Origin of the sequence: Achromobacter veterisilvae (assembly GCF_037619525.1) — a bacterium.
Taxonomy (GTDB): Bacteria; Pseudomonadota; Gammaproteobacteria; order Burkholderiales; family Burkholderiaceae_B; genus Achromobacter; species Achromobacter veterisilvae.
In genome coordinates, this window is record NZ_CP148753.1 from 4,845,655 (window position 1) to 4,870,303 (window position 24,649).

21 protein-coding genes and 1 pseudogene are annotated in these 24,649 nt (G+C 67.9%); 5 read left to right on the plus strand and 17 right to left on the minus strand.

The window, feature by feature from the left end; all coding sequences use genetic code 11:
* Window positions 1-171 precede the first annotated feature (171 nt).
* Window positions 172-1,569 (plus strand): HdeD family acid-resistance protein, encoded by a 1,398-nt coding sequence (locus WHX56_RS22445; protein ID WP_129242207.1) that lies wholly within the window; start codon window positions 172-174, stop codon window positions 1,567-1,569.
* 16 nt (window positions 1,570-1,585) lie between these two features.
* Window positions 1,586-2,626: a DUF4105 domain-containing protein gene (locus WHX56_RS22450; RefSeq protein WP_338879062.1), complete on the plus strand. Its 1,041-nt coding sequence runs from the start codon at window positions 1,586-1,588 to the stop codon at window positions 2,624-2,626.
* On the opposite strand, the pseudogene WHX56_RS22455 reads toward WHX56_RS22450, so the two are convergent.
* The 17 genes and pseudogenes from WHX56_RS22455 to WHX56_RS22535 form a co-directional block, all read right to left on the minus strand.
* A pseudogene (locus tag WHX56_RS22455) lies at window positions 2,597-3,074 on the minus strand (SDR family NAD(P)-dependent oxidoreductase); the annotation flags it as partial. The gene WHX56_RS22450 and the pseudogene WHX56_RS22455 sit on opposite strands and share 30 nt — an antisense overlap.
* Window positions 3,075-4,940 (minus strand): TRAP transporter large permease subunit, encoded by a 1,866-nt coding sequence (locus tag WHX56_RS22460; RefSeq protein WP_208742407.1) that lies wholly within the window; start codon window positions 4,938-4,940, stop codon window positions 3,075-3,077.
* Window positions 4,941-4,953: 13 nt separating this feature from the next.
* Complete coding sequence (locus WHX56_RS22465; RefSeq protein ID WP_129242203.1) at window positions 4,954-5,964, minus strand: TRAP transporter substrate-binding protein; 1,011 nt, start codon at window positions 5,962-5,964, stop codon at window positions 4,954-4,956.
* A 120-nt stretch (window positions 5,965-6,084) separates the two neighbouring features.
* Window positions 6,085-6,621, minus strand: a complete 537-nt coding sequence (locus WHX56_RS22470; RefSeq protein ID WP_129242202.1) for a type II 3-dehydroquinate dehydratase — start codon at window positions 6,619-6,621, stop codon at window positions 6,085-6,087.
* A 38-nt stretch (window positions 6,622-6,659) separates the two neighbouring features.
* Window positions 6,660-7,415 (minus strand): 3-oxoacyl-ACP reductase family protein, encoded by a 756-nt coding sequence (locus WHX56_RS22475; protein WP_338879063.1) that lies wholly within the window; start codon window positions 7,413-7,415, stop codon window positions 6,660-6,662.
* Between the two features lie 59 nt (window positions 7,416-7,474).
* The gene (locus WHX56_RS22480) at window positions 7,475-8,248 is read right to left on the minus strand and encodes an SDR family oxidoreductase (protein WP_338879064.1); all 774 of its coding nucleotides are present in this window, start codon (window positions 8,246-8,248) and stop codon (window positions 7,475-7,477) included.
* A gap of 36 nt (window positions 8,249-8,284) precedes the next feature.
* On the minus strand, window positions 8,285-9,148 hold the full coding sequence (locus tag WHX56_RS22485; protein ID WP_338879065.1) for an alpha/beta fold hydrolase: 864 nt from the start codon (window positions 9,146-9,148) through the stop codon (window positions 8,285-8,287).
* On the minus strand, window positions 9,145-10,374 hold the full coding sequence (locus WHX56_RS22490; RefSeq protein WP_129242198.1) for a CaiB/BaiF CoA transferase family protein: 1,230 nt from the start codon (window positions 10,372-10,374) through the stop codon (window positions 9,145-9,147). The genes WHX56_RS22485 and WHX56_RS22490 overlap by 4 nt, the downstream gene beginning before the upstream one ends.
* Window positions 10,371-11,180, minus strand: coding sequence for an IclR family transcriptional regulator (locus WHX56_RS22495; protein WP_165360223.1), 810 nt, complete (start codon window positions 11,178-11,180; stop codon window positions 10,371-10,373). The genes WHX56_RS22490 and WHX56_RS22495 overlap by 4 nt, the downstream gene beginning before the upstream one ends.
* On the minus strand, window positions 11,177-12,325 hold the full coding sequence (locus WHX56_RS22500) for a thiolase family protein (RefSeq protein ID WP_129242196.1): 1,149 nt from the start codon (window positions 12,323-12,325) through the stop codon (window positions 11,177-11,179). The genes WHX56_RS22495 and WHX56_RS22500 overlap by 4 nt, the downstream gene beginning before the upstream one ends.
* Window positions 12,326-12,335: 10 nt before the next feature.
* Window positions 12,336-12,764, minus strand: a complete 429-nt coding sequence (locus WHX56_RS22505) for a Zn-ribbon domain-containing OB-fold protein (protein WP_129242195.1) — start codon at window positions 12,762-12,764, stop codon at window positions 12,336-12,338.
* 28 nt (window positions 12,765-12,792) lie between these two features.
* A complete protein-coding gene (locus WHX56_RS22510) occupies window positions 12,793-13,647 on the minus strand; it encodes an alpha/beta fold hydrolase (RefSeq protein WP_129242194.1) in 855 nt (284 codons plus the stop codon).
* 234 nt (window positions 13,648-13,881) lie between these two features.
* Window positions 13,882-15,186 carry an acyl-CoA thioester hydrolase/BAAT C-terminal domain-containing protein gene (locus WHX56_RS22515; RefSeq protein ID WP_338879066.1) on the minus strand — a complete coding sequence of 435 codons (1,305 nt, stop codon included), beginning with the start codon at window positions 15,184-15,186 and terminating at the stop codon, window positions 13,882-13,884.
* A 9-nt stretch (window positions 15,187-15,195) separates the two neighbouring features.
* Window positions 15,196-16,182, minus strand: coding sequence for a tripartite tricarboxylate transporter substrate binding protein (locus WHX56_RS22520; protein WP_338879067.1), 987 nt, complete (start codon window positions 16,180-16,182; stop codon window positions 15,196-15,198).
* Window positions 16,183-16,402: 220 nt separating this feature from the next.
* Window positions 16,403-16,960, minus strand: coding sequence for a DUF1415 domain-containing protein (locus tag WHX56_RS22525; RefSeq protein ID WP_129242191.1), 558 nt, complete (start codon window positions 16,958-16,960; stop codon window positions 16,403-16,405).
* 69 nt (window positions 16,961-17,029) lie between these two features.
* Window positions 17,030-18,502: a M20 family metallopeptidase gene (locus tag WHX56_RS22530; RefSeq protein ID WP_338879068.1), complete on the minus strand. Its 1,473-nt coding sequence runs from the start codon at window positions 18,500-18,502 to the stop codon at window positions 17,030-17,032.
* A gap of 297 nt (window positions 18,503-18,799) precedes the next feature.
* Window positions 18,800-20,428, minus strand: a complete 1,629-nt coding sequence (locus tag WHX56_RS22535; protein ID WP_338879069.1) for a methyl-accepting chemotaxis protein — start codon at window positions 20,426-20,428, stop codon at window positions 18,800-18,802.
* A gap of 212 nt (window positions 20,429-20,640) precedes the next feature.
* On the opposite strand from WHX56_RS22535, the gene WHX56_RS22540 reads away from it, so the two are divergent.
* The 3 genes from WHX56_RS22540 (at window position 20,641) to WHX56_RS22550 (ending at window position 24,637) form a co-directional block, all read left to right on the plus strand.
* Window positions 20,641-21,111: a sigma-70 family RNA polymerase sigma factor gene (locus tag WHX56_RS22540; protein WP_244235085.1), complete on the plus strand. Its 471-nt coding sequence runs from the start codon at window positions 20,641-20,643 to the stop codon at window positions 21,109-21,111.
* A gap of 5 nt (window positions 21,112-21,116) precedes the next feature.
* The gene (locus WHX56_RS22545) at window positions 21,117-22,070 is read left to right on the plus strand and encodes a FecR domain-containing protein (protein ID WP_338881819.1); all 954 of its coding nucleotides are present in this window, start codon (window positions 21,117-21,119) and stop codon (window positions 22,068-22,070) included.
* A 170-nt stretch (window positions 22,071-22,240) separates the two neighbouring features.
* Window positions 22,241-24,637, plus strand: a complete 2,397-nt coding sequence (locus WHX56_RS22550) for a TonB-dependent siderophore receptor (protein ID WP_338879070.1) — start codon at window positions 22,241-22,243, stop codon at window positions 24,635-24,637.
* Window positions 24,638-24,649 lie beyond the last annotated feature (12 nt).

Genomic DNA, 24,649 nt, shown 5'->3' on the forward strand with positions numbered 1-24,649 from the left:
GCCCGCGGTGCGGCGAAACATTCCTTAACGCGATGGGCAGGATATCCCATTGACGGGAGTTGTCCCGGCCCTTATTTTCGACCGAGCGGGTCCCCGCCATGACGCGGCAGCCGCAAGCAGGAAAATCCACCGCATCCCCTCCCCGGATACGCGAAAGGAGCGCCGAGAACGATGGGTCATCTGGTCTTATTGCTGCTTGGCGTCGACTATCTGCGCAAGCGCGCCCGCGCCCTGGCGGTCGCCGGCTGGCTGTTCCTGGTCGCCGGCATCGCGGTTTTCGTCGACGCGCTGGACAACGCCATTTATTTCCCGCTGAACTTCTTCGCCGCGCTCTTCGTGATCGAGGGCCTGGCGACGCTGGCCATCGCCAAGTCGGGAGTGGGAGGACAACGGGTGCTGCGCTATGCCAAGGGAATCATGGTGCTGGCCGCGGGCGTCCTGGTCCTGGCCGGCCACCACCACGGGCACTTCGTGCTGTCCATGATTTTCGGCCTGCTGTTCCTGGTCGACGGGCTGATGCAATGCTCCGCCGCGTATGTCGTGCGCTATGAACGCTGGCGCTACGTGTTCGCCTCCGGCGTGGCCGAGATACTGCTGGCGATCTTCTTTTTCCAGCCCTACCCCACCCATTACGTGGGCACCGTGCCGTACTGCCTGGGACTGTTCCTGGCGTTCTCGGGGTTGAAGCTGCTGGCGCTGGCGCACCGGGTCCGCCGCCTGGACTCCAACCCCGCCCTGGACGCCAACCCGCATCCGGACTTCATGCCGACCCGCGCCGGCGCCTCGGCGCAAACGGTATTCGACGGGCCGCCGCTGGCATCCGAGCGCGCGCTGACGGTCCACGTCTGGACGCCGTCCGGTTCGGCCAAGACGGAGACGCGCAATTATCCGGTGGTGGACCGCTACATCGCGGCCGTCGACGTCAACGGCGTGGTGTCCACCGGCCACGCCGCGATGGAATCGCCCGAGGGCGTGTACATCAGCCTGTATCCGGCGCAAGAGATCGACCATTCCCCCGAACAGTTCGGCACGCTGTTGCGCGCCACGGCCGACAATAACGTGCCCGGCGTGTTCCAGCCCGATTACCCGACCGAGTCCCGGGCCTGGTGCCCGTCCACGATGCAGGTGCGCATCCGCAATTACGACGCGGCCAAACTACAGGCATTCTGGGACGGCTACCGCCAAAACACGACCTACAACCTCACCCACCGCAACTGCTCCAGTTCCGTGTCCAACGGCCTGGAAGCGGCGCTGGACGGCGTAGTGGGCCGCCTGCACGGCCCCGGGGCCGGATGGCGGGTGCTGCTGCGCCTGCTGCTGACGCCGGAACTCTGGGTGGCGGCGCAGATCCGCAAGCGCGCCCTGACCATGGCCTGGACCCCGGGCCTGACGCTGGACTATGCGCGCGCGCTCAGCATGCTGGCCGACCCGCGCCCCTTCGGCTGGTGGAAGATGTCGCAGGCGGCCGTCCGCCAGATTTCCCAGTTGCGCGCCGGCTGGCGCAGCCAGGACCGCGAGGCCGCCGCCCGCAACGCGCGCGGCGAATCCTCGCAAGCGGAAGCCCGGTGATGGCCGCGGCAGCGCCATGATCCTGCAGGCCGCGATCGGATTGGCCGTGCTGGCCGGGGCGGGCTGGGGCGCGCTCGCCTTCTGGTTCCAGCCCCCGCTGGGACGGCGCGCGCGCGCCGTCCCGCCCGCGGCCTGGCTGGCGCTGGCGGCCGCGGCGCTGGCCGGCCTGGCGCGCGGCAGTTTCCTCCTTGCCGGACTGTTCGGCGTCCTGCTGCTGGCCCTGCTGGCCTGGTGGCGGCTGAGCGTGCGCCCGTCCAACGAACGCCAGTGGATGCCCGAGGTCGCCCGCCAGACCCACGGTTCGGTGGATGGCGGCATCGTCACCCTGCACAACGTCCGCAACTTCGACTGGCGCTCGCGCACCGACTACGGAGAACGCTGGGAGACCCGCGTCTACGACCTGTCGCGCCTGGCTTCGGTGGACCTGGCGCTGTCCTATTGGGGCCGGCCCGCGATCGCCCACGCCATGGTGTCGTTCGGCTTCGACGACGGGCAGTACCTGGTGTTCTCGGTCGAGATCCGCCGCAAGCTGAACGACACGTTCTCGGAGATCGGCGGATTCTTCCGGCAATACGAACTGGCGGTGCTGGCCTCTACCGAGGAAGACAGCCTGCGCGTGCGCACCAACGTGCGCGGCGAGGACGGCTACCTGTACCGGGTGCGCATGCCAGAAGGCGCGGCCCGCGAGCTGCTGCTGTCGTACGTGGCCACGGCCAACCGGCTGGTGCGCAAGCCCCGCTTCTACAATTCGCTGACGGCCAACTGCGCCACCATCGTGTACCGCCTGGCCGACCAGGTCGTGCCCGGGCTGCCGATGGACTACCGGCTGCTGTTGTCGGGCTACCTGCCCGAATACCTCTACAGCCTGGGCGCGCTTCAAGGCGCGGACAACCCGCAGGCGTACCGGCGCGCCGGCAACTACACCGAACGGGCCCGCGCGACCCGGGACGCCTCCCAGTACTCCCGCAACATCCGTCTTGGCGTGCCGGGCGTGACGGCAAGGCCGCCGGATGGAACGGCGGGCTTGCTACGTCAGGTTCAGCCCCCCATCCGATAGCAGGATTTCCCCGGTCAGGTAGTCAGAACCCACCAGCAATGAAACGGCCTGGGCGATATCCTCGGGACTGGCCGCCCGGCGCATCGGCGAGCGCTCTTTCCAAAGCTGCTGCACCTGCGTCCAGTCCGCCGTAAGCGGCGTATCGACCAGGCCCGGCGCGACGGCGTTCACGCGGATGTCCGGGGCCAGGGAAAGCGCAAGCAGGCGGGTAACGTGGTTCAACGCCGCCTTGGTCGCGGCGTAAGGAATGGATGCGCCCTTGGGCCGGACGCCGGCGTGCGAACTGACGTTGACGACGCAGCCGGGCCTGCCGCGCGCCGCGGCATCGCGCAGCGCGGACCAGCTTCACCCGGTCCGCGTCGTCGGCCAGATCGGCCTACACGTAGGCGGCCGACCCCAGCTCGGCGGCCAGCGCCCGCCCCGCCTCGACCGAGCTGCGCGAATGCATTCAGAGAAAGCCGATCGAGAACCAGGGGAACACCGCCACCACGATCAACCCCAGCAGCAGCGCGCCCATGTAGCCCCAGATGTGCCGCATGCCTTCGTCGGGCGTGATCCGGCTGATCGCGCACGCGGAGTAATAGCCCACGCCGAACGGCGGCGCGAACAGGCCCAGGCCCATCGAAAGAACGACCACCATGGCGTAGTGGATTTCGTTGACGCCCATGGTCTGCGCGATCGGGAACATCAAGGGCCCGAACAGCACGATGGCGGGAATGCCTTCGAGCAGGCTGCCCAGCACAATGAACGCCAGGATCGAAACGGCCAGGAACATCCCTCGTCCGCCGGGCAGGTCGGCCATGAACGCGGCCAGGCTCTGCGAGAAGCCCGATTGCGTCAGGGCCCAGGCCATGCCCGTGGCCGCGCCGATGATCAGCAGGATCGCCCCGGAGAGCGACGCGGTGTCCACCAGCATCTTTTTCAGGCGCCGCCATTCGAACTGGCGGTAGATGAAGATGCCGGCCAGCACTGAATAGACGATGCCGATGGTCGACACTTCGGTCGCCGTGGCCACGCCTTCGATCACCGCGGCGCGGATCACGAAGGGCAAGGCGATGGCCGGCAAGGCGATCACCAGGGTGCGCAGGATGTGGCGGCCGGTCGCGCGCTCGATGTTCGAGAGGTCTTCGCCACGATGGCGCCACCAGACGACCAGGCACAGCATCGCGCCCAGCACCACGGCCGGCATCAGCCCGCCGGTGAAGAGCGCCGCGATCGACACGCCGGTCACCGAGCCGATCGTGATCAGCACCAGGCTGGGCGGCACCGTTTCCGTCTGCGCGCCCGTGGCCGACAGCAGCGCGACCAGGTCGCCCCGGTTCGCCCCGCGCTTTTCCATTTCCGGAAACAGCACCGGCGCGATGGCCGCCATGTCGGCCGCTTTCGACCCCGAGATGCCCGACACCAGGTACATCGCCCCGATCAGCACGTACGACAAGCCGCCCCGGACGTGCCCCAGCAAGCTGGCCAGGAAACCGACCATGGCCCGGGCCATGCCCGTCATCTCGATCAGCAGGCCCAGGAACACGAACAAGGGAACGGCAAGCAGGATCAGGTGCGACATCCCCTCGTCCATGCGCCCCACGACCACCATCAAGGGCATGGTGGTCGTGAGCGCCAGGTAGCCGAAGGTGGCCAGGCCGAAGCAGAACGCGATGGGCACGCCCATCAGCACGGTCAGCCCGACCACGCCCACGAAGAAGATAAGCAGGTTGATGTTGCCCAGGCCCATGAGCATCGGCTGCAGCAGGTACATGACGACGCACAAGGCCGTCACGCCCGCGACGGCCGCGAGCACCATGCGCACATTGCCATGGGTCAGGAGGCGCAGCACGGCCACCACCGCCATCAGCACCACCCCGACCGGAAGCGCCGCCGCGCGCCAGGAGTTCATGATTTCCAGCGCGGACGTCGTGATGAACGACTCCTCGACCGCATACTCGTACGAAGGAGCGACGATCAGCACCAGGAACGCCAGCGAAGCGGCGATCGCCACCACGTCGAACAGCGCGCGCCAGCCGGGCGTGGCGGCATTGACCAGGGCGGTCATGCGCATGTGCTCGCCGCGGCGGAACGCCACCACGGCCCCGAGCATGGCCAACCAGAGGAACAGGATAGACGCCAGTTCGTCCGACCAGACCAACGGATGATGCAGGACATAGCGCGACACCACGCCCGCGAACAGGACGGCGATTTCCGCGATGACCAGCAATGCGACCGGGATTTCAACCAATGCGCCGATCGCCCGGTCCACCCATCCCAGGAACCGTCGTCCGGCGGTGTCAGCCGCCTGACCCGGCGGTTGGATATGCATAGGGGCGCTCATTTCAGCTCAGCGCTCCCGCGTACTTTTCCAGGATGCTCCAAGCCTCGGGACCGAACTTCTGCTTCCAGTCGGCGTAGTACCCCGAAGCCGCCAGCTTCTGGCGGAACGCGTCGATTTCGATGTCGTTGAACTTCAGGCCCTTGGCGCCCAGGCTGTCGCGCAGGCTCAGTTCCTGCTTGGCCATGTCGGCGCGCTGGTCCAGCGCCGATTGGTCGAAGTGCTTGGAAACGACCGCCTGCAAGTCCGCCGGCAGGCGGCCCCAGGCGCGGCGGTTGCCCAGCACCCAGTACGCGTCCCACATATGGTTGGTCAGGGCGCAGTATTGCTGCACCTCGAACAGGCGGTTGGTTTCGATGATGACCAGCGGGTTTTCCTGCCCGTTGACCACCTTCGTCTGCAACGACGTGTACAGCTCGGAGAAGTTGATGGCGGTGGGGCTGGCGCCAAAGCCCTTGAACAACGACACCCACATCGGGCTGGCCGGCACCCGGATCTTGAAGCCGTCGAAGTCGCCCGGCGTCAGGATCGGCTTTTCGCTGCTGGTGACCTGGCGGTAGCCGCTGGTCCATACCTTGGGCATGGTGATCAGGCCGGACTTCTCGATCTGCTTGCGCAGGTAGCCGCCCAACTCGCCGTCCATGGCGCTCAGCGCCGTGTTCGTGTCCTTGAACGCAAACCCCACGCCCGGCAACGCGCAATGCGCGACCAGCGGCGCGACGAGCTGGGTGGAATACATAAAGAACTCCAGCGCGCCCGAGCGCAACTGGCCCAGCATGTCGGGGCCGGCGCCCAACTGGTTGTTCGGGAACAGGCGGATCTCGACGCGCCCGCCGGTCTCTTCCTTGATGCGTTCCGCCGCTTCCAGCGTGCGCACGTTGCACGGGTGCGAGGCCGGTGTGTCGCTGGCGATCTTGAATATGAATTCAGCCGCGCGCGCATAGCGCGGCAGCAGGGCCGAACCGGCCAGTGCCGCGGCACCGGCGATGATCTGACGACGGGTAAAGGTCTGCATGAGAGTGTCTCCTAGTTCTTCCTTCTCCGGCCCGCGGGCGATAGGGCCGCGGGACCGTGGGAAGCGTCATTGATGTGTACCGGCGCTGGCCCCAGGCGACGCCGGACCGTTTGCTTCGGCTCAGGACTCGGCCTGCGCGCCCAGAAAATCCGCATCGTCCAGGCTCAGGGTCAGCGCCACCAGCGCGCCGATGTAGCTGTACTGCCGCATTCCCATGCACAGGCCGGTGGCCGTGTGCGTAAAGCTGGAATTGATGCTGCCTCCGCCCAGTCCGCGGGCGGCGCCCGCGGACGCGGAGATGTTGGAAAAATGGACTTCCATCACGGGGCGGCCGGTATCCTCGAGCGCATGGCGCACGCCCTCGCCTACCGTCGTCAGGCCGGCCGGGTTGATGATGTAGCCGTCGACGCGGTCGGCCGAGGCATGGATGAATTCGAGAATGTCGCCCTGGTGGTTGGAGGAAAAGCTCTCCACTTCCACGCCCAGTTGCTTGCCGAAATCGGCGACATACGCCTTCAGTTCATCCAGCGAGCCGATCTTGCCGTATACCTTCTTGCTGCGCGCGCCCAGGTTGGACATGTTCGGGCCGTCTATCACCGCGATACGGTGGCGGCGGCCGCCTTCGCGGGCGAAGCTTGCTTGGAATGCGTTGGTCATTGTTGTCTCCTTTGCGGGAATCCGGGATGGCGCGCCGGTCAGTTGAACCGCAGGCCGGCGTCCACGTTGAGCGTCTGGCCGGTGATGTACTTGCTCGCGTCGGAAGCCAGGAACATCGTGGCGCCGATCATGTCGCTGACGTCGCCCTTGCGCTTGAGCGCCTGCGCGGACAGGATCGCGTCCCATTGTTCGGGCTTGATGGTGTCGCGCGGCACTTCCGTGACGATGCCGTGGGGGCTGATCGCGTTGACGTTGATGCCGTCGTCGCCCAGTTCCGTGGCCAGGGCGCGCGTCAGCGCCACCACCGCGCCCTTGGAGGCCACGTAGTGCGCGTAGTTCGCCCGGCCGGTCACCACCACGCTGGAAGAGATGTTGATGATCTTGCCGTAGCCCTTGGCGCGCATGGGCTTGGCCACGGCCTGGGCGCAGAAAAAGACGCCGCGGGCGTTCACCGCCATCACGCGGTCCCATTCATCGCCGTCGATTTCCTCGAACGGCTTCATCTTCAGCGTCGAGAAAATGGCGGCGTTGTTGATCAGCACGTCCACGCTGCCGAAGGCGGCCAGCGTCTGCGCCACCAGCGCATCGGCGCTGGCCTTGTCCGCCACGTCCACCTGCACGGCCAGCGCCCGTCCGCCGGCCGCCTTGATTTCCGCTTCCACGTTCTGCGCGGCCGCGATGTTCAGGTCGGCGACGACGACGGCGGCGCCCGCTTTCGAGAACTCGTGCGCGTAAGCGCGCCCGATGCCCTGGCCCGCGCCGGTGATGACGACGACTTTGTTGTTGAATTCCATGAGGTTTCCTTACTTGACTGTGCGATGTTTGATAGAAAATTCGGTGCGCGGCGCGCGCCTCAGCGCGGCATGCGCAAGGCGGTCATGCCGCCGTCCAGATTCAGGATCGTGCCGGTCGTGGAACGCGCCGACGGGCGCGCAAGGTACACCACCGCCTCCGCCACTTCACGCGGATCCACCATCCTGCCGGTGGGCTGGCGCGCCTCGAACTGCGCGCGCTTGGCTGCCGGGTCGGGCGCCTGGGCGGCCAACTGCGACATGAACGGGGTATCGACCGTGCCCGGCGCTATGGCATTGACGCGTATGCCTTCGCTGACGAAATCCGCCGCCATCGCCAGGGTCATCGACTGGATGGCGCCTTTGCTGGCCGAGTACAGGGCGCGCTGCGGCAGGCCATTGACCGCGGTGCAGGACGACATATTCACGATGCAGGCGGCTGGCGCGCGGCGCAGGTAGGGCAGCGCGGCGCGGGTCGAACGCATCTGGCCCATGACATTGATGTCCAGGATGCGGTGCCAATCGGCGTCGGACCCGTCCTCGATGGTGCCCACGAAGCTCACCCCGGCGTTGTTGACCAGGATATCGATCCGGCCTTGCTGTTCTCCAAAAGCGTGCACCGCCGCATTCAGCGCCTGCTGATCGCGCACATCGGCGATCAGCGCCTGCGCGCCCGCGGGCACGCCCTCGGCCGTCATGTCCACCGAAGCGACAACGCAGCCCCGCTCAAGCAGCACCTGCACCACGGCCTGCCCGATGCCCGCGGCGCCGCCGGTCACCACGGCCACCAGGCCTTCCATTTCCGAGCCGCGGGCGGCATTCAAGTTTTCTGTCATAGCGATTCTCTGTTTCTCGTTCCTGGCGGCCCCGGCTCAGCGCGGCGCCTCGTTCCCGCCGCAACGGCTCCAATGCGCCGCCAGCAGCCGCGCCAGCGCCTCGGGCGCCGTCAGCGGCAACATATGTCCGTGTCCGGCTATCGTTTCAACCCTTGCGGCCTCGCCCGCGCCCGGCAGGCCTTGGCCAGCCCGCAGCGCGTCGCAGATGGCCTGGAGCGCCGGCGGTGGCGTGGACAGATCCAGCGCGCCAGCCACGCACAGGGTCGGAGGCAGGGCCGCCGCCAGATCCGCGTATCCGCCGAACGACGCCAGCGCCCGCCACGCCGCGGCGAATCCCGCGGGCGCCATGGCGTGCAAGGCAGAACGGGCGTAGGCGATGGCATCGGCGTTGCCGGCCGATCCGTCCGGCCCGAACCAGCGCGCCAGCGTCGGCGCCACTACCGCGTCCATACCGCCGTCGAGCGCGGCCTGGCCCCGCTCGACGAATACCGGCATGCCTGTCGTCGGCGTCGCCACCAGCGTCAGGGAAGCCACCTTGCCCGGCGCGCTTGCCGCCGCGCAGGCGGCGACCGCGCCGCCCATCGAGTGCCCCAGGACATGCACCGGGCCTGGCGCGAGGTCCAATGCCCGCAAGGCGTCGGCCACGCAATCGGCGAAGGTGAAGTTCGTGGCCCCCGCCGCCGCGCCGTGCCCGAGCTGGTCATAGGAAATGAGCCGCCACCCTTTGGGCAGGGCGCGCCAGAGCGCGGCGAAGGCGCGCCCGTCCAGGCCCAGCGAATGCAGCATCAGCGCCGTGCCGGCGCTGGCATCGCCGCATTCGTGCCAACGGTCCGGCGCGAATGCGGCGGCCGCGGGCCCCTCGCCCCGGTTCAGGACTGGTACGGCAGTCTGCGCGTTCATTGCGCCGCGCCCACCCTGCCCGCCAGCACCTGGCGCGCGCGCAAGGCGCCGACCGCGTCGGCCGGCAAGTCCAGCCACGCCGACAGCACGGCCTCGGCATCGGCGCCCAGGCGCGGCGGATACGTCGCCTCCACGCAGCCGGAACCCGTGAATTTGATCGGGTTGCCCACCACTTCGATCTCGTGCTGCTCCGAAGCCAGCGGCAGCACCATGCCGCGCCCGGACTGCCGCGCGTCTTCCAGCGCCTCGGGCACGGTCTTGATCAGCGCCACCGGCACGCCGCAGGCATTGAGCGGTTCGATCCAGTCGGCCGCGGCGCGCTTGAGGAAAGCGGCCTCGAGCAAGGGCCACAGCGCCAGCCGGTTCTCCAGGCGCGCCGCGCCGCTGGCGAAACTGGGGTCTTCCGCCAGCTCGGGGCATTCCAGCGCCTGGCACAGTCCGCGCCACATGCGTTCCGTATTGGCCGTCACCACCAGCTCGCGGCCGTCGCCGCCCACGAAGGAGCGATACGTCGGGATCGAGTCGTGACGCGCGCCCTGCGGCTGCGGCACGACGCCGGCCACCAGCGCGTAGGTACTCTGGTAGGACAGCATGGCAAGCTGGCAGTCGAGCATGGAGACATCGATGGCGCGTCCCTGCCCTTCGCGTTCGCGGTCGGCCAGGGCCGCGTTGATGGCGATGGCGCAATACATGCCGGCCACCATGTCGCCCGCCGGGATGCCCAGGCGCACGGCCGGGCGGCCCGGTTCGCCGGTCAGGCTCATCACGCCGGACAGGGCCTGCACGATCATGTCGTAGGCGGGCCGGTCGCGCCACGGGCCGGTCTGCCCGAATCCGCTGACCGAGGCCCAGATCAACTTTGGGTGCTGGGCGCGCAGCGCGTCGATATCCAGGCCGATGCGCTGGGCGACGCCCGGGCGGTAGTTCTCCACCACCACGTCGGCGCGCGCGATCATGCGCTTGACCAGGGCCAGGCCTTCCGCCTGCTTCATGTCGACGGCGATGCTGCGCTTGTTGCGGTTGATGCCCAGGTAGTACGCGCTGTCCTCGTCCACGAAGTGCGGCGGGATGGCGCGGCTGGAATCGCCGTCCGGCGCTTCCACCTTGACGACCTCCGCGCCCAGGTCGGCCAGGATCTGCGTGCAGAACGGGCCCGACAGAAACGTCGTGAGGTCCAGAATCCGGTAGCCGGCCAACGGCTCGGCAACCTTGTTTGCTTCTTTCATACGTTGGAACTTCCCAGATCGCGCGACAACGCTTGCGCGCGCGATACGATTTCACGTCCGATCGCTTCGATGCTGGCGTGCGGCATCCTGCTTTTCGGAGAAGTCAGACAAATGCACCCGATCACCCCGCCCGGACCGAACACCGGCGCCGCGATGCCGCGCGCGTCAGGCAGCTTTTCGCTTTCGCTGACCGCGTAGCCCCGCGCGCGCACTTGCGCGAGCTCGTCCTGCAGGACCGAAAGCGCGGGCGGCGTCGCGCCCGTGCCGGGGGACGCCCCTTCTTCGGAAAGGATCGCCTCGATCTCCCCGGGCGGCAGGTACGCCAGCACCGCCTTGCCGGAAGCGCCCCACACCAGGGACAGCGGCCGATGCAGGTCGATCTGGTACTTGAGCTTTTGCTGGCCGTCGGCGCGCGCGGCAAAACTCAGCGCGCGCTCGGTGGGCACATACAGGCCGAACAGAACGGTCTCGTCGAAGGCGTTGGCGATGGCCTGGATGAAAGGCTGCGCCAGCGCCGGCGTGGACACGGAATCCAGCACCCGGGCCGCCACGCGATAGAACTGCGGGCCGATGGAGTATTGGTGGCCGACGGCCGAGGCCTCGACGAAACCGTCCTGCTTGAGCAACTGGAGCAAGCGATGCGCCGTGGACGGCGCCACGCCCATCTGCTCGGCGATCTGCTTGACCGTTACGCTGGAGCCCGCGTCGGCCAGCACGGTCAACAGGCGCAAGGCCCGGCTGACCGTCCCGGTGGACGACGCGGCCTCCGGGGCCGCCTGATCCGGCACCGCGCCAGCGCGCTTCATTGGGCGACCTGCTCGAACAGATGCACGGTGCATGCGCCATGATCCAGGCCGGCGATGCCGCCGCCCGTCACGTGGCTCAGCCCCACGCGGGCGTTTTCGACCTGGCGCGCGCCTGCCTGGCCCGTCAATTGCCAGTACATTTCCACCGCCTGAGCGACGCCGCTGGCACCCACTGGATGTCCCTTGGACAGCAGCCCGCCGCTGGGATTGACGACCACTTCGCCGCCGTAGGTGCTCTTGCCGTCAAGCAGGTAGCCCGCCGACTCGCCCGGCTGGCACAGGCCCAGCGCTTCGTAGTACACCAGCTCGGCAATGGTGAAGGCGTCGTGCAGTTCGATCACATCGACATCCTTCGGACCGATGCCCGCCATTTCGTAGGCGTCGCGCGCCGAATCGAACGTGATCTCGGGACGCAGCATGTCGCGATAGCCCAGCGTCACCGAACCCGAATGCAGGATCGACGCGGCAATGCGCACCGCCGGGCGTCCCAGGCGACGGCGCACGGCGTCCGACACCAGCAGCACGGCGGCCGCGCCATCGCCCGTGGGGCAGCATTGCATCAGCGTCAGCGGATCGCAGATGGGACGCGAGTTCAGCACCTCTTCAGCCGTAACGGCGCTGCGGAACTGAGCATAGGGATTGCGGGCGCCATGGCGGCGCGCCTTCACGCTGACTTCGGCCAGCACCTCCGGGCCCACCCCGCGTTCGTGCAGATAGCGGCGCGCGCGCATGGCGTACATCGCCGGCATCACCATGCCCTGGCGCACTTCCGGATCTTCGGCCACCAGCGGCAGCGTGCCGCCGCCGAACTGCGTGAGCTTGTCCACGCCGATCACGAGAATCACGTCGTGGCGGCCCGCGGCGATGTCTTTGTATGCCAGGTGCAGGGCCGTGGCCCCGCCCGAGCAGGCGTTGTCCACGTTGCTGACCGGCACCGAACTGATGCCCAATTCCTTGACGATGCGCTGGCCGGTCAACATGCCGCCGAACGCGTGCCCGCACACGACGGCGTCCACTTCGCCGGGCGCCACGCCCGCGTCGCGCAGCGCATTGAGCACGGCGGGCAGCGCCAGGCCCGAATAGCTCGACTCCCGGTATTTGCCCATCGGGATCATGGCCGCGCCTACGATGAATGCTTCGCTCATGGTTTCTTCCTTATCGGGCGGCGACGGGCGCGACGAACCAGCTTTCGCCGTCGGTACGCAGTTCTACGGGCAGGTCGCAGCGCAGTTCCTCGGCCTGGGCGTGGACGGCGGCCAGGACGCGCACGCCGTTTTCCAGGTCGACATAGCCGATGGTGTACGGCACCTGACGGCTCGAGGACACGTGCACGGTCGAATACGAATACAGCGTGCCCAGTGGGCCGAAGCTCACCGGCTCCATGTCGCGCGCCCCTGTTTCAATGCAGACCTCGCGGCGCGGAAACGCCAGGCTGCCCGACGAGCGCGACCGGCTGCCGCGCAGCATCACGACGCCATCGCGCACTTCGAAATCCGGTTCGCCCGTTGCGGCCATGTCCTTGAACGGCAGCGCGTCGGCGGTGAAGCCCGCGCCGCCTGTCTGGCCGATGTTTTCAGCTTGCATGCTTGTAGATCCTTCTGCTTTCGGAATATCAGGAGTTGGGCGCGAGGGGCCGCGCGGCGCCTTCGCCGGGGACGCGGGCGCTTGCGCGCCAGAAGCGCAGCAGCTCGGCGGCGAAACGGGCCGGATCTTCGACGGGCGGCGTATGGCCGGCCCGCTCGAAGGTCACATGGCGGCTGCCTGCGACCCGGTCGGCGATGTACTGCATGTCCTCGGGCCGCTTGGCCCGGTCACCCTGGCCGCTGCACAACAGTACCGGCATGTCCAGCCCGGGCAGCAGCGGCTCATAGCCGGGCCGGGAAAACACGCCATGCACCGCATCGGCCACGCTGCGCGGCAGGGCCGCGAAATGCGCGCGCCACCGGGCCCGCGCCTGCGCGTCGCCCTGCTGCATGAAGTGTTCGCTGAACATGGTGGCCATCAAGGTGTCGACCAGCCTGGCCGGCCCCTGCTCGCGCAAGGCCGCTTCCAGGGCATCGAAGCGCTCGGGCTGCCGCTCGGCATGCGCGGTGCAGCAGGACAGCGTCAGCGTGCGCAGCAAGTCCGGCCGCAATGCCGCCATCTGCAGGGCCACATAGCCGCCCATGGAACTGCCCACTACGTGCGCCGGCCCGCCGACACGCGCCTCGATCAGGGCGATGGTGTCCTGGGCCAGGCGCAGCATGGACGCCGGCTGCGCGCCCGCGCTGCTTGCGCCCTGCCCGCGGTGGTCGACCGCCAGCACGGCGTAGTCGCCGCCCAGGCGAGGCACCACCGCGTCGAACATGTCCGCGCCGAAGAACAGGGAATGCAGCATGACCACCGGTTGCGCGTCCGCTTGCCGCGCAGGCCAGCTTGCATAGCTGAGTTGCGCGCCATCGTTCGTCAGGAAGGTCGATCTTTGCATTGCTGCCTCATCCGGCGCGCCGCGTGCAGGATCGCCGCGGCGCTTTCTATTATTTCCAAGATTCCGTTTAACGGAATCATATTCCTTTTAATGGAACAGACGAAATTCTATGCCCGCGCAATGTCAGTGGACATAAGTAGAAACCCTAGGTTTTGCCTGGAACGCAGCGCGGCTCCCATTTCGCGCGGCCAAAAAAAAGCCGGCTCGAAAGCCGGCGATCTTTTCCCCGAAAGCCTATCCCCGCCGATCTCCGCCGGCCGTCCGGCCCAGGAAATCCAGCACCGCCAGATAGGACCCCTCGTTGCCCGCCGCATTCGCGGCAGGCGTTCCACCCGCGTCCAGCAGCAAGCCCGACATGGCGTGCGGTTTGCTGATCAGGGTGGCGGGCAGATAGGGATAGTGCACGTGGTGCCCCGCCCCCATGCAGACGTGGTGGAACGTCGGCAGACCGTACGCCATGCGCTGCCGCACGACGATCTCGGAGTACGCCGTGCTGGGCCAGAAGCCGTCGTCGGACGCGCTGACCAGCATGATGGGGCCGGGATAGCGTTCGACCGGGATGCGGGCGCGCTCGAAGGCGGCGCTGTCGCGGGTGGCGCTGAGGAAGGCATGGGTCTGGCGGTACGGCGGATCGGAGGCGTAGGCGGCATCCCAGTCGGCGCTGGCGTTGTCCTGCCACAGGTGCGGCAGCGGTTCGCCGGCCTTGGTCCAGACCTGGGCGTCGCGGCCGGTGCCGGGCGCGCCGGCGCTGACGACGCCGTGCATGACCGGCGACGGCACGTAGGCGACCACGGCGCTGACCAGCTCGGGATAATGCGCCGCCACCAGCAGCGAGGTCTCGCCTCCGCGGCTGATGCCGGACAGCGCCACGAAGCCATCGCGCGGCGCCAGCTCGGCGCGCGCCCAGCGCAGGGCCTGCTCGAAGTATTCCAGCGGCATGTCGTTCAGGTACTTGGGCCGGCCGTCGTAGTTGAAGATGGCCAGCGCCAGGCACTGGTAGCCGCGGGCCGCGAAGAGCGCCGCGCGCGGCGCGTTGACGCCGCCGGACGATCCGTTCATGTAGATCACCAGCGGATGCGGACCGGGGCCGGCGGGCGTGTAGAGTTCGCCGGACACGGTCATGCCGCCGACCTGCTCGCGCACGGCGCGGTGGGTCACGCCTTCGGCCAGGAATTCCTGCACCAGGCGCGCGGTGGCGGTATGGCGGCCGTCGCTGGCCTCAATGTCGATGACCAGCGCTTCCGTGCGATCGGGCGGGAACACCACGCGGTCCATGTCGCAGCAGGCCATGGACCAGACGATGCCCATGGCCGACGGCTCGGCGTAGCTGCCAGACACCGGGCAATCGCGCGACAGGTCCAGGCTGCCGTCGTGGCCGGCCGCGAACACGGCCTGCGAGCGCCATTGCGCGCCGCACATCCGCATGCTGGCCGTCACGGTGATGAACGCGTAGGCGGGGAATCCGTCGATGCGGATATCGCGCGCCACGTCCACCAGGGCGCGCTCGGGGGTAATGGCGATGCGGGGCTGTTCGGTCACGGCGGCTCCTTAGCTCTTCAGGTCGGTCCTGGGCACGCCATTGGCCTTGATGACCTGGGCCCACATGGCGGATTCCTCGGCGATGACCCGGTCCAGGTCGGCCGACGAGGTGAACTCCACGGTCACGCCCTGGTCCGCGAACTGCTGCATCAGGCCGGGATCGCGCGTGCCTTCGCGCACGGCGTTCTCCAGCGTCTTGACCACCGGGGCCGGCATGGCGGCCGGACCCGAAATCATCATGCGGGTGTAGAGTTCGAAGCCGTCCACGCCGGCTTCCTTCATAGTGGGCACGTCAGGCAGGCTGGACAGACGCTTGTCGGACGTCACGGCCAGCACCTGCAGCTTGCCCGATTTGATGTTGGGCAGCGCCGAGGTCGGGAAATCGAAGGTGCTTTGGACCGTGCCGGCCATGAGGTCCAGCAGCGCGGGGCCGCTGCCCTTGTAGGGCACGTCCTGGAACTGCGTCCCGGTCTTGGACTGGAAATGCAGCAGGGCCAGGTGATTGATGACGCCGCGCCCCGCGTGCGCGCACGTAATGTCGCCGGGCTTCTTCTTGGCCAGGGCGATGAATTCCTGCACGTTCTTCACGCCCAGCGTGGGACTCACGATCAACAGCATGGGCGACTTGCCCATCGACCCCAACTGCTTGAAATCCGACTGCTGGTAAGGCAGGTTGTTGTAGAGCAAGGGGTTCAGGATCATGCCGTTGGTGCCCGCGAAGCCCAGCGTGTAGCCGTCCGGCTCGGCGCGCGCCACCGCCACGGTGGCGATGATGGCCTGGCCACCGGGGCGGTTCTCCACGACCACGCTCTGCTTCAGCGTCTTGCCCATGCGTTCGGCCAGGGCGCGCGCCGCGATGTCGGTCAGCCCGCCCGGGGCGAAGCCCACCAGCAAGCGCACGGGCCGGGTGGGAAAAGTGTTCTGGGCCCAGGCCGGGCGCGAAACGAGGGGCAGCGCGGCAAGCGCGCCCAGGGCATGGCGGCGGGTAAATCGCATACGGCTCTCCGGCAAGGACTACGCCCGCGCGCGCGACCGGCGGCGGGCCAAAGCAATGGAAGGGGAAGGTCCCGCAGCCCCCTCCGCTGAACGGCGGATGGCCCGGGAAAGCGTATGTTGTATGCAATACCAGGGATGGGCTATCTAGGGATATCCCGATACTCCCTGGGAGTCATATTCCGCAGAACGGTATTTGGTATGCGATCTGGCCTTGTCCGGATCAGGACTTGGCCATGAGCTTCTTCCAGCCCTCGATACCCAGGCGGCGCATCGTGTCGATGTTCTTCTCGTAGATTTCGGCGGCGTCCGGGAACGATTCCACCGCGCGGTCGATGCTGTCTTCGCGCAACAGGTGCAGGATGGGGTACGGCGAGCGGTTCGTGTAGTTGGTGATGTCGTCCGGCTCGGTATCCGCGAACTGGAACTGCGGGTGGAACGTCGCCACCTGAAGCTCGCCCACCAGGCGCATGCGCTTTAGCAGGCGGTCCGCCAGGTCCTCGAAGTCGTTGAACTCCAGGAAGTCGTCCAGCGTGTCGGGCAGGATCAGCAAGGTCGTGTCGATCTGCCCGGGATCGGTTTCGGCCAACAGCGCCAGTTCGTCCTGCAGGTCCGTCAGGACGCCTTCGGCGTCGGTGGCGTCGCTGACGGCAAAGCGGATCTGGTCCTTGACCTGAACCGCCTTGGCGAACGGACAGAGGTTCAGGCCGATCACGGCCTTGGTCAGCCAATCGCGGGTTTCGGCAACCACGTTGGCGTAGGCGTCGGAAGTGGAAATCATCGGGTCAGTCCTGAAAAAAGAAAGAGCGCAAGACCGGACGGCCCGCGCTCTGTGGGGCGTGCGCGCCTGTCAGGCGCCCGGCATGGCCGCCATGGTCTGGGCGACCGCCGCGGTCAGCTTCTTGCCGTAGGGCACGTGCAGGAATTCATTGGGGCCGTGGGCGTTGGACTTGGGGCCCAGCACGCCGCAGACCATGAACTGGGCCTTGGGGAAGCCCTTCTGCAGGATGCTCATCAGCGGAATCGTGCCGCCCTGGCCGATATAGCCGCAAGGGGCGCCGTAGTACTGCTGGGACGCGACGTCCAGCGCCTGCGTGAGCCAGGCCTCGGACGCCGGCGCGTTCCAGCCGGTGGCCGCGCCTTCGTTGGCCTTGAAGATCACCTTGGCGTTATAGGGCGCGTCGGCTTCCAGCAGCGCCTTGATTTCCTGCGACGCGGCCACGGCGTCCACCAGCGGCGGCAGGCGCAGCGACAGCTTGAACGCGGTGCGCGGACGCAGCACGTTGCCAGCGCTAGACAGCGGCGGCAGGCCTTCGGCGCCGGTCACGGACAGGGTCGGACGCCAGGTGCGGTTCAGCAGGGCCTCTTCGGGCTCGGTCGTCATGGGCAGCACGAAGCCGCCCTCGGCGCCGCAGCTCCAGGGGAAGCGGCGCCAGACCTCGTCGCCCAGGATGCGCGCGGCGGCGTGCACCTGTTCGATGCGGTCGGCGGGAATGTCGCAATGCAGGCTTTGCGGCAGCAGGCGGCCGGTGCCGCTGTCTTCCAGGCGGTCCAGCAGATGGCGCAGGATGCGGAACGACGAGGGCACGACGCCGCTGGAGTCGCCCGAGTGCACGCCTTCGTCCAGCACCTGGACTTCCAGCGTGCCGGCCACCATGCCGCGCAGCGAGGTCGTCATCCATAGCTGGTCGTAGTTGCCGGCGCCCGAATCCAGGCACACCACCAGCGCCACGTTGCCCAGGCGGTCGCGCAGCGCGTCCACGTAGGGCAGCAGGTCGTAACTGCCGGATTCTTCACAGGTTTCGACGATGCCCACGCAGCGCGGGCGCGGGATGCCCTGCTTGTCCAGCGCCATGATGGCGGTCAGCGAGGCGTACACCGCATAGCCGTCGTCCGCGCCGCCGCGGCCGTACAGCTTGCCGTCTTCGTACTTGGGCGTCCACGGGCCCAGGCCGGCGCGCCAGCCCGAGAATTCGGGCTGCTTGTCCAGGTGGCCGTACAGCAGCACGGTATCGCCGTTGTCGCTGCGGGTGGCGGGCGCGTCGAAGAAGATGACGGGCGTGCGGCCCGGCAGGCGCACCACTTCCAGCTTCAGGCCCGAGACCTTCTGCGCCTCGACCCACTGCGCGGCGTCGCGCACCACGCGCTCGATGAACGCGTTCTTTTCCCAGTCGGCGTCGAAGGCCGGACTCTTGGCGGGAATGGCGATGTAGTCGGTCAGCGCCGGGATGATCTCGTTGTCCCACTTGTCGTCCACAAAAGCCTGCAGAGCCTTCGGATCGAGGGTGGGAGGAAGAGCGTCTTCGGGGATGCGTGCGTTCATGGCGCGGGATCCTGTGCGGGTGGGATGGGCAAACCGCTATTTTATGCCTGCGCGCCGGGGCTGGCATCTTTTGTCCCTGATTGATTCTTGGGGGGGGGGGTGTGGGTGTCAGACACCCGCGGGACGTCGGGGGCAGCCTGGAGGTTATCTCGTACGGGTGTCAGACACTTGGACTGGGCAGGGTATCAGACACTTGGACGGAGCACGTGTCTGTCAGTCCAGGTGTCTGACACCCGTACGAAACGCACGTCCCGCTGACGCCAACCTACCCGGGTGTCTGACACCCCCCCAGTCAAATCAAGCCCCAATCAACGCCGCAGCCCCGCCACGCCCCAGCACCGGCGCCTCGGCGTCGATCACCTGGCCGCCCGTCTGCAGCTTGAACACCGCCACCGCCTCGCGCAGGCGCTGGGCCTGGGTTTCCAGCGACGCCGCGGACGCCGCGGCCTGTTCCACCAGCGCCGCGTTCTGCTGCGTCACGCTGTCCATCTGCGACACGGCCTGGTTCACCTGCTGGATCCCCTGCGATTGCTCCTCGGACGCGCTGGAAATCTCGTTGATGATGTCCGTCACGCGGCGCACGGAGGTAACGATCTCCTGCATGGTGGCGCCGGCGGCCTCCACCTGGTCCGAACCGATCGACACCTTCTGCACCGAATCGTCGATCAAGCCCTTGATTTCCTTGGCGGCGGCGGCGCTGCGCTGCGCCAGGGCACGCACTTCGCTGGCCACGACCGCGAAGCCCTTGCCCTGCTCGCCCGCCCGAGCCGCTTCCACCGCCGCGTTCAGCGCCAGGATGTTGGTCTGGAAGGCGATGCCGTCGATCACGCCCACGATGTCCGCGATGCGGTTGGAGCTGTCGGCGATGCCGCGCATCGTGCCGACCACGTCGCCCACCGCCCGGCCGCCGCGCGTGGCCACCTCGGAAGCGGCCATCGCCAGTTCCGACGCGCTGCGCGAGCTTTCGGCGTTGTTGCGCACGGTGGACGACAGTTCGTCCATGCTGGCGGCGGTCTCTTCCAGGGACGCCGCCTGCTGCTCGGTGCGGGAAGACAGGTCGATGTTGCCCGCGGCGATCTCGCGCGAGCCGGTATGGATCTCTTCCACGCCCAGGCGCACGGCCGACACGGTGCGGGCCAGGCTGTCCTGCATGCGCTTGACGGCGCCGTACAGAATGCCGATCTCGTTGTTGCCGCGCTGCTCGATGCGATTGGTCAGGTCGCCGGCGGCGATGCGGTCGAACAGGCGGCCGGCCTCGTGCAGCGGACGGAAGACCGAGCGCGCGAACACGGCGTACAAGCCCACCACCAGCACGCCCACGACGATCAGCAGGCCGACCAGCACGGCGATCGCGCCGTTGATGCGGGTGGAGGCGTCGCGGGCCACGCGCTGGCCGACCTCGTCGGCGTAGTCCACGTACTTCTGGATGGCCGCGGTGAAGATCAGGCCCAGCGGCGTCACCTTCTCGAGGTTCAGCCGGCCGGCGTCCTGGGCATTGCCCGCGCGGATGGCGGCGATCATCGGAACGATGGCATCGCGCTGGTAGACGTCGTAGGCCGCCAGCGCGGCATCGAACAGCGGCTTGCCTTCGGCCGAGGTCTCGGGCGTCTGGCGCGCCGTCTGGATCAGGTCGCCGGCCTTCTTGGTATAGCCGTCCAGCCGCTGCATGCTGGCCAGATTGGCGATGCCCTTGCCTTCCATCAGCGCCGTCTGCGCCGCCAGCAGCACCAGCCGGGCGCGCAGCAGCTCGGCGCCCGCGCCGTCCACGGCGTTGGCGCGGACCAGGTTGGTGTCCATCAACACTTCGATGGAACTGCGGTTGGAGGTGAGCTGCTGGTGGACCGCGATGCCGGTCGCCAGGAAAAGCGTGAAGAAAACGACTAAAGCGGTCGTCAAGACCGCGCGGATACTTAAATTCTTGAACATGGGGGGCACTCCGGGGGGTTGCGTAAAGCTTCCCCCTATTACGGCGTAATGCAATGAAAAGTTAAATATCTCATTGGGTTACATACCGCCCCTCCGACAAGCCTGATTTCACGGCTTGTCTAACCAAATTAACAACGATTATCATTATCAACCCTTAAGATCAGCGAGACATCATCGTGACGGCGGCGAACCAGCCTGCGGCGCAACATGCCTTGAGCGCGCTTTACCGCGACCATCATGGATGGCTGGCGGGATGGCTGCGGCGCCGGCTCGGCTGCGCGCACGATGCCGCCGACCTTTCGCACGACACCTATGAACGGCTGCTCAGCTCCGGCCGGCTGCCCGAGGCCGGCCAAGCGCGCGCGTTCCTGACCCAGATCGCCAAGGGGCTGGTCATCGACCTGTTCCGCCGCCGCTCCCTGGAAGCCGCCTACCTGGAGGCGCTTGCCCAACTGCCCGAGGCGCACATGCCGTCCGCCGAAGCCCGCGCGCTGGCGCTGGAGACGCTGGTCGCTGTGGACGCCGCGCTGGATGCGCTGCCGGCCCGCGCGCGGCAGGTCTTCATCCTGTCGCGCTTCGAAGGGCTCAAGTATTCCGAGATCGCCCAGCGCCTGGACGTGTCGGTCGCCCTGGTGCGCAAGCACATGCTGCGCGCCGCGCAGGCCTGCATGGCGGCGCTGTGACCGCGATGGAGCACGGCATCCCCGAACCCGCATTGGCGCAGGGCCTGCACTGGCTGGTGGTCATGTGGTCCGGCGAAGTCAGCGACGACGAGCGCGCGGCCTGGCAGCGCTGGCTTGCGGCCCACCCCGACCATGAGCGCGCATGGCAGCACGTGCAGCGCATCGACGCGCGCCTGCTGGGCGTGTCGCCCGAGGCCTCGGCCCGCGCCCTGGCCGTCTCGGGCCGCAAGGCCGGCCGGCGCCAGGCGCTGCGCCTGATGGGGTTCGGCCTGCTGGGCGCCGGCGTCGCCGGACTGGCCGCCCGCCAGGTGCCCTGGTCCGCGTATGCGGCCGACTACCGCAGCGCGGTGGGCGAGCGGCGCAAGGTGGTGCTCGACGACGGCACCCTTCTGATGCTCGGCGGCGACAGCGCCGTGGACATCCATTACGGCCCCGACGCGCGGCGCGTCGCGCTGCGCCGCGGCGAACTGTACATCGAGACCGGCCACGGCCCGCGGGCGCAAGGCCGTCCGTTCATCGTCACCACCGATCTGGGCAGTATCCGCGCGCTGGGCACGCGCTACAGCGTGGACCGCCGCCGCGGCGACGTGGCGGTCGCCGTCTATGAGGGCGCGGTCGAGATCCAGCCGTCGCAGGGCCGCCCGATGGTGCTGGCCGCGGGCCAGGCGGCCTCGTTCACCGCGGCGGGCGCCGAGCCGGCCCGGACAGTGAGCGGGCAACAGCCCTCCTGGCTGAACGATCAACTGGTGGCCGAGCGCATGCGCCTGGCCGACTTCCTGGAGCAGGTCGGGCGCTACCGCCGCGGCGTGATCCGCTGCCACGCGGACGTGGCCGACCTGATCGTGTCGGGCGTTTATCCGCTCGGCGATACGGACCGCATCCTGGCATCGCTCTCCGCGGCCCTGCCCTTGCGGATCGCGCGCTACACGGACTACTGGATCGTAGTAGAAGCGGGGTGAGCCCCCACGCTGCGCACGCTACGCGCGCTTGCTGCCCCCCAAGGGGGCGCTTTTTTGCCTTGGGACGGCCCGGCGGCAAAAAAACTCGCCGCGACCGTAGCACTTTTTCAATCTCGTTCGGGATACGTGAATAACCCTGCTATTCCCACACCCCGACGAGAACTCCCGATATGCAATTCCGCTTCCCCCTCACGGCTACCCGGCGCGCCGTGGCGCTTGCCCTGGCTTCGCTGGCTGTGGCCGCGCCCGCGCCCGGCGCGGCCGCCGACGCGCAGCCGTCCGCTTCGCGCAGCCTGGCTCCGATCGTCTACGACATTCCCGCCGGCACGCTGGACCAGGTCCTCAACGCCTATGCGCAGCGGGCCGGAGTCATGATCACCATCGACGGCTCCCTGACCGCCGGCGCCAGCAGTCAGGGCCTGCGCGGCGCCTATGGGGTGCGCGAAGGGTTCGCCGCGATCCTGGCCGGCAGCGGCCTGGCGGCCCAGCCCCAGGGCGGCGGCTATGTCCTGCGCCGCGTGCCGGTGGGCCAGACCGGCGTGGCGACGCTGGAAGCCGTCACCGTGAGCGGCGCCGGTGTCGCGCCCGACAGCTATGTCGCCCAGGAGTCGCGCGCCGGCACCAAGACGGACACGTCGATCCTGGAGACGCCACAGTCCATTTCCGTGGTGACGCGCGCGCAGATGGAAGCGCAGAATGCGCAGAGCGTGACGGAAGTCCTGCGCTACGTACCCGGCGTGGCGGTCGAGACCTATGGCGTGGATCCGAAAGGCTTCGACTGGGTCATGATGCGCGGCTTCAATGCGCAAGCCACCAGCGACTACAAGGACGGCTTGCGCCAGGCCGCCACCGGCTACACGCTGTTCCGCAGCGAACCCTACGCGCTCGAGCGCGTCGAAGTGCTGCGCGGCCCGTCCTCGGTACTCTACGGCCAGGGCGACGCCGGGGGCCTGATCAACCGGGTCAGCAAGCTGCCTTCGGCCACGCCGCAGTACGAGACCGAACTGGAATACGGCAGCTTCCAGCGCAAGCAGGCCGCGGTGGACCTGACGGGGCCCGCGAACGAAAGCGGCACCCTGCTCTACCGCCTGGTGGGCGTGGCGCGGGACTCCAACACGCAATTCACCTATCCCAACGGCGACCGCATCTCCGACGACCGGCTCTTCGCCGCCCCGTCCCTGACCTGGGCGCCCTCGGCCGCCACGCGTTTCACCCTGCAGACGGAATTCCTGCATGACCGCTCCGGCGGCACCATAGGCACCGTCACGGTGAACGGCAAACCCACCGATCTGCGCAACGGCGATCCCAGCTTCAACCGCTACGACCAGAAGCAGAAGACCATCGGCTACCTGTTCGAACACCGGTTCAACGACACCGTGCAGGTGCGCCAGAACCTGCGCTACGGCCGGGTCGACGCCCTGCTGGACAACGTGCTGGTGGTGGGCCTGGACCCGGCCGGGCTGACGCGCTCGGCGCGCCGCTTCGACGAAAGCATGACCGCGCTGGCGCTGGACAACCAAGTGCAGCTCGACCTGCGCACGGGGCCGCTGTCCCACACGCTGCTGACCGGCCTGGACTTCAACCGCAGCAGCGCGGACGTGTCGCGCACCATGGGCCCCGCGCCCAGCCTGAACCCCTACGATCCGGTGTATGGCGTGGACGTCCCCACGCCCTCGACGCCGCTGGCGAACTATCTGGAGCGCACGCACCAGACCGGCCTGTATCTGCAGGACCAGATCCGGTTCGCCGAACGCTGGGTGGTAACGCTGGGCGGGCGCTACGACTGGTACAGCCAGAAGACCGAGAACCGGCTGCTAAACGACGATACCGACCAGGACGGAACGCGCTTCAGCGGCCGCGCCGGCCTGAACTACGTCATGCCCAACGGCGTGGCGCCCTACGTCAGCTATGCCCAGTCCTTCCTGCCGAATACCGGCGTGTCGGCCCCCGTCAACGGCAGCGCTCCCTTCGCGCCGTCCCGCGCGCGCCAGTGGGAAGCGGGCGTCAAGTACCAGCCGCCCGGCTCGGATTCGCTGTACACGGTGGCGGTGTTCGACATCAAGAAAAGCAACGTCCTGACCAACGACCTGTTCAACCCCGGCTTCCAGGTCGCGTCCGGCGAAGTCCAGTCGCGCGGCGTCGAAGTCGAGGGCAAGTTCAGCCTGGCCGACGGCTGGGACTTCACCGGTTCCTATACTTATGTAAACGCCGAGATCACCCGCGCCAACAATGCCACCCAGGGCAACCGCCCGGCGCTGGTGCCCGAGCACACCGCATCCGGCTGGCTGAACTACACGGTGCGCCGTTCCGCGCTGGCCGGACTGAGCCTGGGCGTGGGCGCGCGCTACGTGGGCTCGACCTACGGCGACAACGACAATACGCTGAAGATCGCGGCCCACACGCTCATCGACGCGGGCGTCTCGTATGCCGTGGACAAGCACTTGACCCTTTCCGTCAACGCCACCAACCTTTTCGACAAGGAATACCTGGCAACGTGCTCCGACCTCACGGATTGCTACCCGGGCAGCCGCCGCAGCGTGATCGGACGGGTCAAGTACAGGTTCTAGGCGGCAAAAGAA